This is a genomic window from Tepidimonas fonticaldi, assembly GCF_001675355.1.
Taxonomy (GTDB): Bacteria; Pseudomonadota; Gammaproteobacteria; order Burkholderiales; family Burkholderiaceae_C; genus Tepidimonas; species Tepidimonas fonticaldi.
Map to the genome: position 1 here is coordinate 831,876 of NZ_LZDH01000056.1, position 14,904 is coordinate 846,779.

Annotated in this window: 11 protein-coding genes; 5 read left to right on the forward strand and 6 right to left on the reverse strand. The window is 70.0% G+C overall.

Annotated features, from left to right (window positions below):
• Window positions 1-33 precede the first annotated feature (33 nt).
• The 3 genes from tmk to mltG are packed head-to-tail and all read right to left on the reverse strand — an operon-like array spanning window position 34 to window position 3,188.
• The gene (gene tmk / locus A9O67_RS09740; RefSeq protein ID WP_068609978.1) at window positions 34-675 is read right to left on the reverse strand and encodes a dTMP kinase; all 642 of its coding nucleotides are present in this window, start codon (window positions 673-675) and stop codon (window positions 34-36) included.
• 9 nt (window positions 676-684) lie between these two features.
• On the reverse strand, window positions 685-2,157 hold the full coding sequence (locus tag A9O67_RS09745; protein WP_068609619.1) for a glycosyltransferase family 39 protein: 1,473 nt from the start codon (window positions 2,155-2,157) through the stop codon (window positions 685-687).
• Window positions 2,158-2,162: 5 nt separating this feature from the next.
• Window positions 2,163-3,188 carry an endolytic transglycosylase MltG gene (gene mltG / locus A9O67_RS09750; protein ID WP_231960298.1) on the reverse strand — a complete coding sequence of 342 codons (1,026 nt, stop codon included), beginning with the start codon at window positions 3,186-3,188 and terminating at the stop codon, window positions 2,163-2,165.
• A 131-nt stretch (window positions 3,189-3,319) separates the two neighbouring features.
• On the opposite strand from mltG, the gene ygfZ reads away from it, so the two are divergent.
• Window positions 3,320-4,216, forward strand: coding sequence for a CAF17-like 4Fe-4S cluster assembly/insertion protein YgfZ (ygfZ, locus tag A9O67_RS09755; RefSeq protein ID WP_231960301.1), 897 nt, complete (start codon window positions 3,320-3,322; stop codon window positions 4,214-4,216).
• Window positions 4,217-4,220: 4 nt separating this feature from the next.
• Window positions 4,221-5,060: an NRDE family protein gene (locus A9O67_RS09760; RefSeq protein ID WP_068609623.1), complete on the forward strand. Its 840-nt coding sequence runs from the start codon at window positions 4,221-4,223 to the stop codon at window positions 5,058-5,060.
• Here A9O67_RS09760 and A9O67_RS09765 read toward each other — a convergent pair.
• On the reverse strand, window positions 5,012-5,869 hold the full coding sequence (locus tag A9O67_RS09765) for a YbgC/FadM family acyl-CoA thioesterase (RefSeq protein ID WP_068609625.1): 858 nt from the start codon (window positions 5,867-5,869) through the stop codon (window positions 5,012-5,014). The genes A9O67_RS09760 and A9O67_RS09765 overlap by 49 nt on opposite strands.
• A gap of 47 nt (window positions 5,870-5,916) precedes the next feature.
• Here A9O67_RS09765 and A9O67_RS09770 point away from each other — a divergent pair, with 47 nt between their 5' ends.
• Window positions 5,917-7,923, forward strand: coding sequence for a peptidase U32 family protein (locus A9O67_RS09770; protein WP_068609627.1), 2,007 nt, complete (start codon window positions 5,917-5,919; stop codon window positions 7,921-7,923).
• 19 nt (window positions 7,924-7,942) lie between these two features.
• Here A9O67_RS09770 and A9O67_RS09775 read toward each other — a convergent pair whose 3' ends face one another.
• Together A9O67_RS09775 and purL are read right to left on the reverse strand one after the other, a co-directional pair.
• Window positions 7,943-8,488, reverse strand: a complete 546-nt coding sequence (locus A9O67_RS09775) for a hemerythrin domain-containing protein (protein WP_068609983.1) — start codon at window positions 8,486-8,488, stop codon at window positions 7,943-7,945.
• 112 nt (window positions 8,489-8,600) lie between these two features.
• On the reverse strand, window positions 8,601-12,659 hold the full coding sequence (gene purL / locus A9O67_RS09780) for a phosphoribosylformylglycinamidine synthase (RefSeq protein ID WP_068609629.1): 4,059 nt from the start codon (window positions 12,657-12,659) through the stop codon (window positions 8,601-8,603).
• 172 nt (window positions 12,660-12,831) lie between these two features.
• On the opposite strand from purL, the gene A9O67_RS09785 reads away from it, so the two are divergent.
• Both A9O67_RS09785 and A9O67_RS09790 read left to right on the forward strand, forming a co-directional pair.
• Entirely contained in the window at window positions 12,832-14,019 is a 1,188-nt protein-coding gene (locus A9O67_RS09785) for an ABC transporter substrate-binding protein (RefSeq protein ID WP_068609630.1), read from the forward strand.
• 21 nt (window positions 14,020-14,040) lie between these two features.
• A complete protein-coding gene (locus A9O67_RS09790) occupies window positions 14,041-14,904 on the forward strand; it encodes a branched-chain amino acid ABC transporter permease (protein WP_068609632.1) in 864 nt (287 codons plus the stop codon).

The window sequence follows — 14,904 nt, forward strand, 5'->3', positions numbered from 1 at the left end:
CGCGCAACTGGCGCTGCAGCCAGGGGGGCAGCGTCACGACAGCCACCCCCGCTGGCGGCACGCGGCCTCCACCTGCTGCCACACGTCGTCCATGGGCACATGGGCGTCGATGCGCACGAAGCGCTGCGGCGCTTCGGCGGCGCGCTGGGCGTAGCCGGCCGCCACCCGATCGAAGAAGGCGCGCGGCTCCGATTCGAATTTGTCCGGCGCGCGAGCACCCGACAGCCGGCTCGCCGCAACGGCGGGCGAGACGTCGAACCACAGGGTCAGATCGGGCTGCCGAAAACCGCCGTCCATCGTCTGCACCCAGCCTTCCAGGGTGCGCAGGACGGCCAGGTCGAAGCCGCGCCCGTGGCCTTGGTAGGCGAAGGTGGCGTCGGTGAAGCGATCGCACAGCACCACCTGCCCGGCGGCCAGCGCCGGCTCGATCACTTGGCGCAAATGGTCGCGCCGGGCCGCAAACATCAGCAGGGCTTCCGTCAGCGCATCCATCGGGGTGTGCAGCAGGCATTCGCGCAGGGTCTCGGCCAGCGGCGTGCCCCCCGGCTCGCGGGTCACCGTCACCTCGCGCCCATGGCGGCGCAAGCGCTCGGCCAGGGTGGTCAGATGCGTCGATTTGCCGGCGCCGTCGATGCCTTCGAAAGTGATGAACAGTCCGGGAGCGTGGAGCGACATGGCGGGCATTCAGGGGCGTGCGGGGGGCAGCACGGCAAAGCGGGCCTCGAATAAAGGGGTGTCGGAGCGAGCATACAAGAAGGGCAGCTGCACGGACCGTGGGGCGGTGGCCACGGGCCATGGTGCCAGGGCCTCCCCGTCGTGGTTGGTCTGCACGAACACCTGGGTCTGTCCGCCCACATCGGGCAGCGGGTGCGGCGCGACCACGACCGTCGAGTCGGGAAACTGCAGCCGCAGACCGCCCGCGATCACGGCCTGCGGACTGACGATCACGCCGCGGGAAAACCCCGCCTCGCGCAGCGCCTGCGCCAGCGCCGGGATGGGCACATTCCATTCGTCCGGCGTCCCGCGGGCTGCCTGATGGTAGCCGCGGGCCGCCATCAGCACCACCCAGGTCAGTCCCAGCAACACCGATGCCGCCAGAAAACCCCGCCACGCGCGGCCATGACCATCGATGCGGGCGATCCATACCGCCAATGCCGGCAGCAGGAACAGCCACGGCTGAAGCCAGCGGGCTTTGATGTCGCTGGCGCCCAAGGCCACCAGTCCCCCCAGCATCAGCAGCGCCAGCCCCAGGTAGGCCAGCGCCCACTGCCGCAGGACACAGTTGCGGGCATCCCCCTGGGTCGGAGAGGCTCCTTCGCCACGCCGCTGCCGCCTATCCACCGCCAGCGCCACCCCAAACGCCACCCACCACGGCGTGGCAAACGACAGCAGGGTGAGGGCCGCCGCACCCAGCCGCGCGGGCAGGGCGCGGGCGTCGTGTCGGGTCATCTTGTCCAGGGTCTGGTCACTGACCAGATGCCAGTGGTCGATAGCCCACAACAGGTGCGGCAAGGCCACGGCCAGCGCGATGACGATTGCCCACAGCGTCCAACGGCAGAACAGCCGCTGGCGCAGCGCCGGGACGGTCGCGGCCGCCGCCACTGCCAGCACCACAAAAAGCACGAAGTTGTACTTGGCCAGCACGCCCGCCCCCGCCACCCAGCCCAAGGCCAGGTAGTCGCGCGCTCGGCCGTCCTGGGCGATGCGCACGAAGAGCCACAGGGCTACGGCGGCCAGCGTCGTGGCCAGCACCGTGTGGGTCAGGTCGCGCTGCGACTCCCAGCCCAGGGTGGGCAACCACAACAGCGAGGCGGTGGCGACCCAGGCGGCCCGCGTTCCGGCGATCCGGCGCACCGCTGCGGCGGTGGCCGCGTGGCAGATCCAGAGCAACGCGTTTTTCAGCGTGGTCAGCCCCAGCACCGACACGCCCACCAGCTCGAACCACACCGCCTGCACCCAGGTATAGAGCGGCGGCTGGGTGCCATAGCCCCAGGCCAGGCGCTGTGTCCAGACGAGTTGCTCGGCCTCGTCCAGCTCCGGCGAGGGCGAGACCCCCACGCGCACCGCGGCATGCAGGCCAAAATAGATGGCCAGCGCGATCAGGCCGGCGTGCCACAGCCGCCGGTCCGCCGACGCTTCAGCCGAGTGCAGCACCATCCCCGTCACTGGCGCGGCTGCAATTGATAGCGCCGCACCGCTCGGTTGTGTTCATCCAGCGTCTGGCTGAAGGCGCTGGAGCCATCCCCTCGGGCGACGAAGTACAGGGCACGGCTGGACGCGGGCTGGACGGCGGCCAGCAGCGAGTTCCAGCCGGGCATGGCGATGGGCGTGGGCGGCAGCCCTGCCCGGGTGTAAGTGTTGTAGGGCGTGTCGGTGACCAGATCCCGGCGGCGCAGATCGCCGTCGAAGCGCTCGCCCAGGCCATAGATCACGGCCGGGTCGGTCTGCAGGCGCATGCCGATGCGCAGGCGGTTGATGAACACGGCAGCGACGTGGGCGCGGTCGGCTTCCAGCCCGGTTTCCTTCTCGACGATGCTGGCGAGGATCAGCGCCTCGTCCGGCGTCCGCAGCGGCAGTCCGGGCTGGCGCCGGGCCCAGGCATCGGCCAGGCGGGTGTCCATGGCCGCGGCGGCCTGCCGCAGGACGCGCGATGCCGGCGTGCGCTTGGGGTACACATACGTGTCGGGGAAGAACCGCCCCTCGGCATGGGCGACGCGCAGGCCCAGGTGCCGCGCCAGGGCGACCGGGTCGTCGCCTGCTGGCAAATCGTCGATCAGGTGTTCGGCGGCACGCACCGCCTGCAGCACCTGGCGCACATTCCACCCTTCCACCAGCGTTAGGCGCCGCACCGCCTGTTCGCCGCGCACCAGCTTGTCCAGCAGCGTGGTGGGGGTGGTGCCCGGCGCGATCTCGTAGCTGCCGGCCTTGAGCGCGCGCGATTGCCCCGAGAGCCGAAACCACAGGAACAGCCCCCAGGCCGAGGTGTCCACCCCCGAGGCGACCAGTGCGTCGGCCACCTCGGCGGCGGACATGCCCGGCTCGATCACCACATCCACGGCCGGCTGCCCCTGCAGCCGCAGGGACAAGGGGCGGTGCAGCCACGCGGCGATGGCCGTGGCACCGGCCAGCACGGCCACCGCCGCGAGCAGGGTCCAACGGAATGCCAGGGATCGCAACGAGCGGGACACGGGTAATGGGCAGGTCGCCGTCAGCGGCGTCAAGGCTGCAGGAGAATACGGCCATCGATGATAGCCGCAACCGTTGTTCGCCCATGACGCTCGCCCCGACCCCCGCCACCGAACCTGCCACCATCCCCGCCATGCACGGGATCGTCCGCCTTCAGGACTGGGGCGTGATCAGCGCCCAGGGCGAAGAGGCGGCCGCGTTTCTGCATGGACAGTTGACGCAGGACTTCATCCTGCAGCGCGATGCCGAAGCGCGGCTCGCCGCCTACTGCACACCCAAGGGGCGCATGCTGTTCAGCGCCATCGGCGTTCGGCGCGATGGCGAGGTGCTGCTGTGTGCGCCGCGTGAGCGCATCGCGCCGACCGTCAAGCGCTTGTCGATGTTCGTGCTGCGGGCCAAGGTGCGGCTCAGCGATGCGTCCCAGCAATGGGCGTTGTGGGGGGCGGCGGGTGACGCGGTGCCCGTCGCGCTGCCGCCGGCCGTCTGGTCCGTGTGGCGCGAGGGCGACCGTACCTGGGTGCGGTTGCCGCCAGGGGCGGGTGTGCCCCGGGCGCTGCTGATCCAGCCGGCCTCTGCCCCCGCGCCCGAGGGGCCTGCGCTCGCCCCGGCCCATTGGCAGTGGCTGGCGGTGATGAGCGGTGTGGCCCACATCACCGATCCCGTGGTGGAGGCCTTCGTGCCGCAGATGATCAACTACGAATCGGTGGGAGGCGTCCATTTCAAGAAGGGGTGCTACCCGGGGCAGGAGGTGGTGGCCCGCAGCCAATTCCGCGGCACGCTCAAGCGGCGCGGCTACCTGGTTCATGCCGATGGCCCCCTGGCGGCGGGGCAGGAGGTGTTCCACGCCGCCGATCCAGAGCAGCCCGCGGGGCTGGTGGTGCAGGCGGCCCCCCATCCCGTCGCGGGGTGGGACGCCATCGTGTCGCTGCAGATCAGCGCGGCCGATGGGCAGCCGCTGACGGCCGGCGGCCCGGATGGCGTCCCCGTGCGCCTGCAAGCCCTGCCCTACGAGCTGCTGCAGGACATCTGACACCATGTGCCTGATGGCCTGGGCGCTGGGGCAGGACCCGGCAGCGCCGCTGTGGGTGGCGGCCAACCGCGACGAGCAGTGGGACCGCCCCACCCTGCCGCTGCACGCCTGGACGTTGCCCCAGGGCGGGACGGTCTGGAGCGGCCGGGATGCCCAGGCCGGGGGATCGTGGCTGGCGTTCGGCTCGGCGGGGCGGGTGGCCATGTTGACCAATGTGCGCGCCTGGCCGCCCGAGCCGGCGCAGGACCGCAGCCGGGGCAGCCTGGTCACCGCCTGGCTGTCGCCCGAGGATCTGCCGACGTGGGCCGAATTCGCCCACCGACACGATCCCATGGCGTATAACGGCTGCAACGTGGTGCTGGGCGATGTCCTGCAGGGACGCTGGGCGCGGCTGACCAACCGCGACCCGGGCCCCGCGCTCGCCGACGACCCCGCGACCGAGCGCGTCGGGGGCTGGTGGGCGCGGGAGTTACCGCCCGGCGTCTATGCCCTGTCGAATGCGGCGCTGGATACGCCTTGGCCCAAGCTGCGCCGACTCAAATCGGCCCTCGACCAGGCCCTGGCCACGCCCCGCGTGGACGCGGCGTGCTGCACCTTGCTGGAGGCCCTGCGCACCCACGTGCCGAGTGCAGACGTCGGGCAGCATCTGGAATCCAGCCCCTATGTCCACCTGCCCGAGCGCCGCTACGGCACGCGCAGCAGCCTGATCGCCCGTTGGGATCGCGCCGGCACCCTGACGCTGACCGAGTGGACCTATGCCAGTCCGCAGGGGCCGGCGGCGGCCGATTGCGCCGATCAAAGGCGCATTTCCATCGACTGGTGGGGAATGCCAACCTCGTCATAGGGCTCGCCCACGCGCCGCCAGCCCAGCCGCTCATAAAAGCCGATGGCGGTGCGCTGCGCGCTCAGGCGCAGGGTGTGGTCGCCGCGCGCGCGGGCGGCATCCGACAGGGCCTGCAGCACCCGTGCGCCGACGCCGGTGCCGCGCAGCACGCGGTGCACCGCCATGCGGCCCACTTTGCCCACCCCCGGCTCGGCGGTCAGCAGCCGCCCGGTGCCCACCGCCTGCCCCAGGTGGTTGTAGGCCACCGCGTGCAGCGCGGTGGCGTCGGCCGCGTCCCACTCCTCCGATTCCGGGATGCCCTGTTCGTCCACGAACACCGCACGGCGCAGCGGGGCCGCATCGCGCTCCAGGGTGTGCCAGGGGCCGGTCACCACCCGCAGCACGTCCTGGCCGGCTTCGTAGCGTTGCACCAGCTCGCGCAGCGCCGCCGGCACCGGGCGCGAGGTTTGCGTGGCCGGATCGGCAAACACATAGACGATTTTCGCGCCCACCAGCGCGCGCTCGCCCAGGAACAGCGCACCGGTCATCGTCATCGACGAGTTGCCGATGCGCTCGCAGCGCAGCGCCACGTCCACCTGGTCGTCCATGCGGGCGCTGGCGGCAAATTCGAGGCTCGCCTTCTTGACGTAGAGCTCGCCGCCCAGTTGGTGCATCGCATCGGCGTAGGGCAGGCCCAGCGCGCGCCAGTACTCGGTGATGCCGACGTCAAAGTACATCAGATAGTGGGCGTTGAAGACGATGCCCTGCATATCCACCTCGGCCCAGCGCACGCGCAGGCGGTGGAAACAGCGGAATTCGTGGCGTTTCATGGCGGGATTTGGGACAATCGCGGGCTTTGGACGACGCAAGCCCGATTATGTTGCCCCACCAGCTCGAACTCCTGTCACCCGCGCGCGATGCCGACATCGGCATCGAAGCGGTCAACCACGGAGCGGATGCGGTCTACATCGGCGGGCCGGGCTTTGGGGCGCGCGCCAACGCCGCCAACCCGCTTGGTGCCATCGAACGGCTGGTGCGCCACGCCCACCGCTACCATGCGCGGGTTTTCGTCACGCTCAACACCATTTTGCGCGACGACGAGCTGGAGCCGGCGCGGCGCCTCATCCACGCGCTGTACGACATCGGCGTGGACGCGCTGATCGTGCAGGACATGGGACTGCTGGAGCTCGACCTGCCCCCCATCCAGTTGCATGCCAGCACCCAATGCGACATCCGCACGCCGCAGAAAGCGCGGTTTTTGCAGGATGTGGGCTTTTCCCAGGTGGTGCTGGCGCGGGAGCTGACGCTGGAGCAGATCGCCGCGGTCGATGCGGCGCTGGGGCCGCGCGACGCGCCCGGGCGTGCGGTGCTGGAGTTTTTCATCCACGGGGCGCTCTGCGTGGCCTACAGCGGCCAGTGCTACATCAGCCACGCCCACACCGGGCGCAGCGCCAACCGGGGCGACTGCTCGCAGGCCTGCCGCCTGCCCTACGAGGTGCGCGACGCGCAAGGGCGCATCCTGGCGCACGACAAGCACGTCTTGTCCATGAAGGACAACAACCAGAGCGCCAACCTGCGCGCGCTGATCGACGCCGGCGTGCGCAGCTTCAAGATCGAGGGCCGCTACAAGGACATGGGGTATGTGAAAAACATCACCGCCCACTACCGCCGGCTGCTCGACCAGATTCTGGAGGAGCGGCCCGATCTGGCGCCCTCTTCCAGCGGCCGCTGCACCTACACCTTCACGCCGGATCCGGACCAGAACTTCAACCGGGAGTTCACAGATTACTTCGTCAACGGCCGGCAGATCGACATCGGCGCCTTCGACAGCCCCAAGAACCCCGGCCGTCCGATCGGCTGGGTGGTGCGCACGACTGCGGACCATATCGAGATCGAAACCAACGACCCCGCCACCGAACTGGCCAACGGCGACGGCCTGTGTTACCTGGACCTGCAGCACAACCTGATCGGTCTGCAGACCAACCGGGTCGAGCGGCTGGGCCAGGGGACGGAAGGGGGCACGCGCTGGCGCATCCACCCCAAGGATGCGATGGCCAGCCTGAAGGGCCTGCGCCCGGGCACGGTGGTCAACCGCAACCGCAGCATGGCCTGGGTGCGGGCGCTGGAGCGGCCGTCGGCCGATCGGCGCATCCCGCTGTGGGTGCAACTGCGCGCCCAGGGGGACGCCCTGTGCCTGACGCTGACCGATGCCGATGACTGCACGGGCTCGGCCACCCTGCCCGGCCCCTTCGATCTGGCCCGCGATGCCGCGTCGCACGAGGCGCGGCTGGCCGACGGGCTGGGCCGTTTGGGCGATACGGTGTTCGAGGCCGTGGCGCTGGATGTGGCGCTGCCGGCCCCGTGGTTCGTGCCGGCGTCCCGGCTGAATGCGCTGCGACGCGACGCCGTGGAGGCCCTGATGGCCGCGCGCGAGGCGGCCCGTGTGCGGCCGGTCCGCGCGCCGGCCGTGCAGCCGCCCGTGCCCTATCCCGACGATGTGCTGACCTACCTGGGCAACGTCTACAACCACAAGGCGCGCGACTTTTACGCCCGCCACGGGGTGCGCGTGATCGAGGCCGCCTACGAGAGCCACGAGGAACCGGGCGAAGTCAGCCTGATGATCACCAAGCACTGCGTGCGCTACAGCCTGAGTCTGTGCCCCAAACAGGCCAAGGGGGTGACGGGCGTGCAGGGCACGATTCGTGCCGAGCCGCTGGTGCTGGTCCACGGGCAGGAGCGCTTGACGCTGCGCTTCGACTGCAAGCCGTGCGAGATGCACGTCGTCGGGCGCCTGAAGCGCCATGTGGTGCGTGACGCCAAACGCCAGTCGCGCGAGGCGCCGCTGCGCTTTTACCGGACCCGGCCCGTGCCGACGGCACCCTGACGGGAGGGGGCCGCCGCGGTCAGACGTAACCCGCCACCGGCATGGGCGTGTGGCGCATGTGCAGCGCCAGCCCCAGGGCGGCCATGTGGTCGCCGTTGCGGCTCAGGATCGCCTGGGCCATGGGCAAAAATTCGGTCTCTTCGAAGCGCGCGTGGGCGCGGTACTGGGCGACCAGCGCCTCCAGGCCGGCGGTGTCCAGTTCGAACGACTGGCCTTTGGCCACTTTCTTGAGCCCGCCCTCCAGTCGCTTCCACAGCGTCTCCAGCGTGCGGTGCTCGTCGGTCAGCCGCCGCACCAGGGCCTGGGCGCGATCGCGCTCCGCCCCGGCTTCGCTGCTGGCGATCACGGCGGGGAACAGCTCGCGCTCCTCGTCCAGGTGGTGCTCGAAGATGGCCTCGCGGAAGAACTCGACCGACTGCTCGGCCACCTCGCGCGCGCGGGCTGCCGGCTGCAACAGCGCCGGCAGCTCGGCCAGCCCGTCGAGCTTGCGCAGGATGCCGGCATGGCATTGCGAAAAATCCGCGATCGGCTGATCGACGGGGGTGGGCGCATCGGATCCGGACATGGCAACACCGTTTTGCAACATCACGATGTGGCCAGTCTAGCCGCTGCGCTGCCGCGAATCTTGACACGCATCAAGGTTCGGTCGAGCGCTCAGATGGACGCCGGGACCGCATTCAGCCGATCCAGCGGCGGGCGTTGCGGAACATGCGCATCCAGGGGCTGAAAGCGTCGAGGCCGCCGGTGGCGCCGAGGTCCGTCCAGCTCATCTGCGCATTGCGGAACACCCGCTCCGGGTGCGGCATCATGGCGGTGAAGCGCCCATCCGGCGTGGTGACCGCCGTGATGCCCCCCGGGCTGCCGTTGGGGTTGAACGGATAGACCTCGGTCGGCCGGCCATGGTGGTCCACGAAGCGCATGGCAACGCGGACGGCCGCGCGGTCGCCGCGCTGGCCAAAGTTGGCATAGCCCTCGCCGTGCGCCACCGCAATCGGCAGCCGGCTGCCGGCCATGCCTTGCAGGAACAGGCTCGGCGACTCGGTCACCTCCACCAGCGACAGCCGGGCCTCGAAGCGCTCGCTGACGTTGGTCGTGAAGCGCGGCCAGTGCTCGGCGCCGGGGATGATGGCGGCCAGCTCGGCAAACATCTGGCAGCCGTTGCACACGCCCAGCCCGAACGTGTCCGGCCGCGCGAAGAAGGCGGCAAACTGCTCCGACAGCTCCGGATGGAAGGTGATGGAGCGCGCCCAGCCGATACCGGCGCCCAGCGTGTCCCCGTAGCTGAAGCCGCCGCAGGCCACCAGCCCGCGAAAACCCTGCAACGCGGTGCGGCCGGACAGCAGGTCCGTCATGTGCACGTCCACCGCCTCGAAGCCGGCGGCATCGAACGCGTAGGCCATCTCCACATGCGAGTTGACGCCCTGCTCGCGCAGGATGGCCACGCGCGGCCGCGCCAGATTCAGGTACGGGGCGGCGACGTCTTCGGTGGGGTCGAAGGTCAGCGCCACGTGCAACCCCGGATCGTCGGCCCGGCCGGCCGCGGCGTGCTCGGCATCGGCGCAGTCGGGGTTGTCGCGCAGCTGGCAAATCTTCCAGCTCACGCTGTCCCACACCTGTTGCAAATCCTCCAGCGTGGCGCTGAACAGGCATCGGGCATCCCGCCAGATCTGCAGCTCGCCCTTGCCCGCATCGATGGGGCTGGTGGCGGGGCGGGTTTTGCCGATCACATGGCTGCAGGCCGACAGGCCGTGGGCGCGCAGGGTCTGCAGCACCGCGTCGCGCTCGGCGCTGCGCACCTGCAGCACCACGCCCAGCTCCTCGCTGAACAGGGCCTTCAGGGTGAGTTCGTCGCGGCGCGCGCCGACCTGCGCGGCCCAGTTCTTGGCGTCGCCAAAGTCGGCGCGGCTGTCGCGGATGCCGTCGCCTTCGGTCACCAGCAGGTCGACGTTCAGCGTCACGCCCACATGACCGGCAAACGCCATTTCGGCCACACAGGCCAGCAGCCCCCCGTCGCTGCGGTCGTGGTAGGCGAGCAGTTGCCCGCCCGCCCGCAGCGCATTGACGGCATCGACCAGCCGCACCAGGTCTTGCGGGTCGTCCAGGTCGGGCACGTCGCCCCCCGCCTGGTCCAGCACCTGCGCCAGGATGGAGCCGCCCATGCGGTGGCGCCCGCGCCCCAGGTCGATCAGGATCAGCGTGGTGTCCTCCCGCGCGTCGAGCTGCGGCGTGAGGGTGCCACGCACATCGGCCAGGGTGGCGAAGGCGCTCACGATCAGGCTGACTGGGGCCGTCACCTTGCGCGCCTGGCCGTCATCGGTGCGCCACTGGGTGCGCATGGACAGGCTGTCCTTGCCCACGGGGATGCTGATGCCGAGCTGCGGGCACAGCTCCAACCCCACGGCCTTGACGGTGTCGTACAGCGCGGCGTCCTCGCCCGGCTCGCCGCAGGCGGCCATCCAGTTGGCCGACAGCTTCACGCGCGGCAGCTCGATCGGCGCCGCCAGCAGGTTGGTGATGGCTTCGGCCACCGCCATGCGGCCCGCGGCGGGGGCGTCCAGCGCGGCGATCGGGGTGCGCTCGCCCATGGCCATGGCTTCGCCCGCCAAACCCCGAAAGTCGGCCAGCGTCACCGCGCAATCGGCCACCGGCACCTGCCAGGGGCCCACCATCTGGTCGCGGTGGGTCAGGCCGCCCACGGTCCGGTCGCCGATGGTGACCAGAAAGCGCTTGGACGCGACGGTGGGGTGGGACAACACCTCGATGACCGCGCGCTGCAGCTCCACGCCCGTGCCGTCGAACGGGGCAAAACGGCGCGGGATGCGCGAAACCTCGCGCCGCATCCGCGGGGGCTTGCCCAACAGCACCTCCATCGGCATGTCCACTGGGCGGGCGTCCGCCTCGGCAATGGCCTGCGCGTCGGCGAGCACGAGCTGGCGCTCTTCGGTCGCCACCCCCACCACGGCAAACGGGCAGCGCTCGCGCTCGCACAGCGCGGCAAAGCGCGGCAGGGCATCGGGGGCCAGCGCCAGCACATAGCGCTCCTGGCTCTCGTTGCACCAGATCTCCTTGGGCGCGAGGCCGCTTTCCTCCAGCGGTATGGCGCGCAGGTCGAAGCGGGCGCCCCGCCCGGCGTCGTTCACCAGCTCCGGAAAAGCATTCGACAGCCCGCCAGCCCCCACGTCGTGGATCGCGAGGATGGGGTTGTCCGCGCCGAGCGCCCAGCAGTGGTTGATCACCTCCTGCGCACGGCGCTGGATCTCCGGATTGCCGCGCTGCACCGAGTCGAAGTCCAGCTCTGCCGCGTTGGCGCCGCTGGCCATGGAGCTGGCGGCGCCGCCGCCCATGCCGATGCGCATGCCCGGCCCGCCCAACTGCACCAGCAGGGTACCGGCCGGGAAGGTGATCTTGTGGGTCAGGCCGGCGTCGATCTGACCCACCCCGCCGGCGATCATGATCGGCTTGTGGTAGCCGCGCTCCACCGCATCCACGTCGGAGGTCACGCGCTGCTCATAGGCGCGGAAGTAGCCGAGCAGGTTGGGCCGGCCGAACTCGTTGTTGAAGGCGGCTCCGCCCAGCGGCCCCTCGATCATGATCTGCAACGGGCTGGCGATGTGCGCCGGCTTGCCCCCCGGCTGGTCGGACCAGCCGCCCCACAAACGCGAAACCGAAAACCCCGTCAGCCCCGCCTTGGGACGTGCCCCGCGGCCCGTCGCGCCCTCGTCGCGAATCTCGCCCCCGGCCCCCGTGGCCGCGCCGGGGAACGGCGAGATCGCGGTCGGGTGGTTGTGGGTCTCCACCTTCATCAGGATGTGGTGCCGCGCTTCGCTGCGGCGGTAGCTGGGGCTGCCCTCGCCGTCGGGCACCGCCACGAAGCGCTCGACCGCATGCCCTTCCATCACCGCGGCGTTGTCGGCGTAGGCGACGATGGTGTGTTGGGGCGCGCTCTGGTGGGTGTGGCGGATCATGCCGAACAGGCTGTGCGGCTGCTCCACCCCGTCGATGACGAACTGGGCGTTAAAAATCTTGTGCCGGCAGTGCTCGCTGTTGGCCTGGGCGAACATCATCAGCTCGACATCGCTCGGGTTGCGCCCGAGTCGCTGGAAGGCCGCCACCAGGTAGTCGATCTCGTCATCCGCCAGGGCCAGGCCCCAGGCGGTGTTGGCCGCCTCCAGCGCCGCACGCCCCTGACCCAGCACATCCACGCGCTCCATGGGCTGGGGGGCCAACGCCGTGAACAGCCCCGCCGCCTCGCCCGTATCGTGCAGGGCGCTCTCGGTCATGCGGTCGTGCAACAGCGCCGCGCAAGCCTGCCATGCCGCATCGTCCAACGTGGCCGGGCGGCCCAGCCAGCCCGCGAGGGCGCCGCTCTCCAGCGTCAGCCAATACTCCACGACACGCTCGACCCGCCGCGCCGCCAGCCCGCAGTTGTGCGCGATGTCGGTCGCCTTGGACGCCCACGGCGACACGGTGCCCAGGCGCGGCGTGACGACGATGCGCACCCCCTGGGTGGGCCCGCCGTAAGGCTCTCCGTACGTCAGCAAGGCCGCCCAGCGGGCGCGGGTGGCGTCGTCCAGCGGGGCATCGGTGGCCACCAGGTGCACATGACGCGCGGCAATGCCGGTGATGCGTGCATCGACGGCCTGCAAGCGGGGCAGCAACTGCCGGGCCCGAAAGTGGCCGAGGGCATCCCCCCCGGCAAACGTCGACAGATGGAGCGGGGAGGCAGGGGCGTTCACGGCGATGGCGCTGGGGTGTGGAGAGAGCCCCGGATTTTACCCGTCGGCCTGCGGCGGGCCTGTGGGGTCAATGAGGGTCAATTAGGGTTTGTCCGCCTTGCCGCGCCAGCGGCATGAAGTATCGTGCATGTCCGCCGTCGGCATTTTGCTTCAAGCCAGAGGAGACCCCACCATGACCACCCGCCGCGTCGTCCTGACCCGCAGCGCCGCCGTGATCGGCGCCGCTTCCACCGGGCTGCTGTTGCCCGAAATCGTCCGGGCCCAGGCGGCCCGGGTGCGCGTGGGCTTCATGCTGCCCTACACCGGCACCTTCGCGCAACTGGGCGTCGCCATCGAAAACGGCGTGCGCATGGCCTTGGACGAAGCCGGCGGCAAGCTGGGGGGGCGAGAGATCGATTTCTTCAAGGTCGATGACGAATCCAACCCCGCCAAGGGGGTGGAAAACGCCACCCGACTGGTGCAGCGCGACAAGGTCGATGTGCTGATCGGCACCGTGCACTCCGGGGTGCAGATGGGCATCCACAAGGTGGCGCGCGAGACCGGCGTGCTCAACCTCATCCCCAACGCTGGGGTGCATGTCGCCACGCGCCAGCAGTGCGCGCCCAACGTGTTCCGCACCAGCTTCTCCAACGCGCAGCCCACACTCGCCCTGGGCAAGCCCATGGTCGAGCGCGGCCACAAGCGCGCGGTCTGGATCACCTGGAACTACGCGGCCGGCGACGAGGCCTTCGAGGGCTTCGAGCAGAGCTACACCGCCGCCGGCGGCACGATTGTCAAAAAACTCGGCCTGCCCTTCCCGAACGTCGAGTTCCAGGCCCTGCTGACCGAGATCGCCGCGCTCAAGCCCGACGCGGTGGCCTGCTTCTTCGCCGGCGGGGGCGCGGCCAAGTTCCTGCGCGACTATGCGGCCGCCGGCCTCAACCGCAGCATCCAGCTCTACGGCTCGGGCTTTTTGACCGAGGGCGTACTGGAGGCGGCCGGGGACGCCGCCGAGGGCGTCATCACCACCATGCACTACAGCGACTTGCTGGACACGCCGCGCAACAAGCAGTTCCGCCTGAACTACGCCAAGACCTTCAAGCTGCAGCCCGACGTCTACGCCGTGCAGGGCTACGACACCGGCCTGTTGCTGCTGCAGGGCGCCAAGGCGGTGGGGGGCGACCTCTCCAACAAAAAGGCCCTCTACGCAGCGATGGAGGGCGCCGTCATCGACAGTCCGCGCGGCCAGTGGCGCATGAGCAAGGCGCACAACCCCATCCAGGACATCTACCTGCGCCAGGTCAAGGGCAAGGAAAACCGCGTCATCGGCGTCGCCGCCAAGGCGGTCGAGGACCCGGGCACCGGCTGCCGCATGGGCTGAACAACGGGGATCGACGCGCCCATGGATCTGGCCAATTTTCTGATTCAGTTGCTCAACGGAGTGCAGTACGGCCTGCTGCTGTTCATGCTGGCGGCGGGGCTGACCCTGATCTTCGGCATCATGGGCGTGGTCAATCTGGCCCACGGCAGCTTTTACATGCTGGGGGCTTATCTGGCATGGTGGCTGGTGGGGGCCATCGATAGCCTGCTGCTGGCCATCGTGCTGGGGGCGGTGCTGGCGTTTGCGCTAGGCTGGCTGCTGGAGTGGGCGCTGTTTCGCCACTTCTACCACCGCGACCACCTGGATCAGGTGCTGTTGACCTTTGGGCTGATCTATCTGTTCGAGGAGTCGCGCTCGCTGCTCTGGGGCGACGATGTACATGCCGTGCCGGTGCCGCCGCTGCTGGGCGGCTCGATCGCCCTCACCGACACCCTGGCCTACCCCGTGTACCGCCTGTTCATGATGGGGCTGTGCGTGTTGCTGGCGCTGGGCCTGTACGCGCTGATCGCGCGCACGCGGCTGGGCATGAAGATCCGCGCCGGGGCCTTCAACCGCGACATGGCCGAGGCGCTGGGCGTCAACATCCGGCTCGTGCACGGCGTGGTGTTCGCGGTCGGCGTCGCCCTGGCCGTGGTGGCCGGCATGATCGCCGCGCCCATCTCCAGCGTCTATCCCAACATGGGCGCGCCCGTGCTGATCATGTGTTTCGTCGTGGTGGTGATCGGCGGCATCGGCTCGGTGCGCGGCGCCTTCGTCGCGGCGCTCATGGTGGGGCTGGTCGATACCTTCGGCAAAGTCCTCGTGCCCCAGATCGCCAGCATGCTGATCTACATGCTGATGGCCGCCGTGCTGCTCTATCGGCCCGAGGGCCTGTTCAAGCAATAA

Coding starts and splice junctions, on each gene's coding strand:
- tmk (WP_068609978.1), bottom strand. CDS start 675: ATGTCGCTCCACGCTCCCGGACTGTTCATCACTTTCGAAGGCATCGAC.
- A9O67_RS09745 (WP_068609619.1), bottom strand. CDS start 2,157: ATGGTGCTGCACTCGGCTGAAGCGTCGGCGGACCGGCGGCTGTGGCAC.
- ygfZ (WP_231960301.1), top strand. CDS start 3,320: ATGCACGGGATCGTCCGCCTTCAGGACTGGGGCGTGATCAGCGCCCAG.
- A9O67_RS09760 (WP_068609623.1), top strand. CDS start 4,221: ATGTGCCTGATGGCCTGGGCGCTGGGGCAGGACCCGGCAGCGCCGCTG.
- A9O67_RS09765 (WP_068609625.1), bottom strand. CDS start 5,869: ATGAAACGCCACGAATTCCGCTGTTTCCACCGCCTGCGCGTGCGCTGG.
- A9O67_RS09770 (WP_068609627.1), top strand. CDS start 5,917: ATGTTGCCCCACCAGCTCGAACTCCTGTCACCCGCGCGCGATGCCGAC.
- A9O67_RS09775 (WP_068609983.1), bottom strand. CDS start 8,488: ATGTCCGGATCCGATGCGCCCACCCCCGTCGATCAGCCGATCGCGGAT.
- A9O67_RS09785 (WP_068609630.1), top strand. CDS start 12,832: ATGACCACCCGCCGCGTCGTCCTGACCCGCAGCGCCGCCGTGATCGGC.
- A9O67_RS09790 (WP_068609632.1), top strand. CDS start 14,041: ATGGATCTGGCCAATTTTCTGATTCAGTTGCTCAACGGAGTGCAGTAC.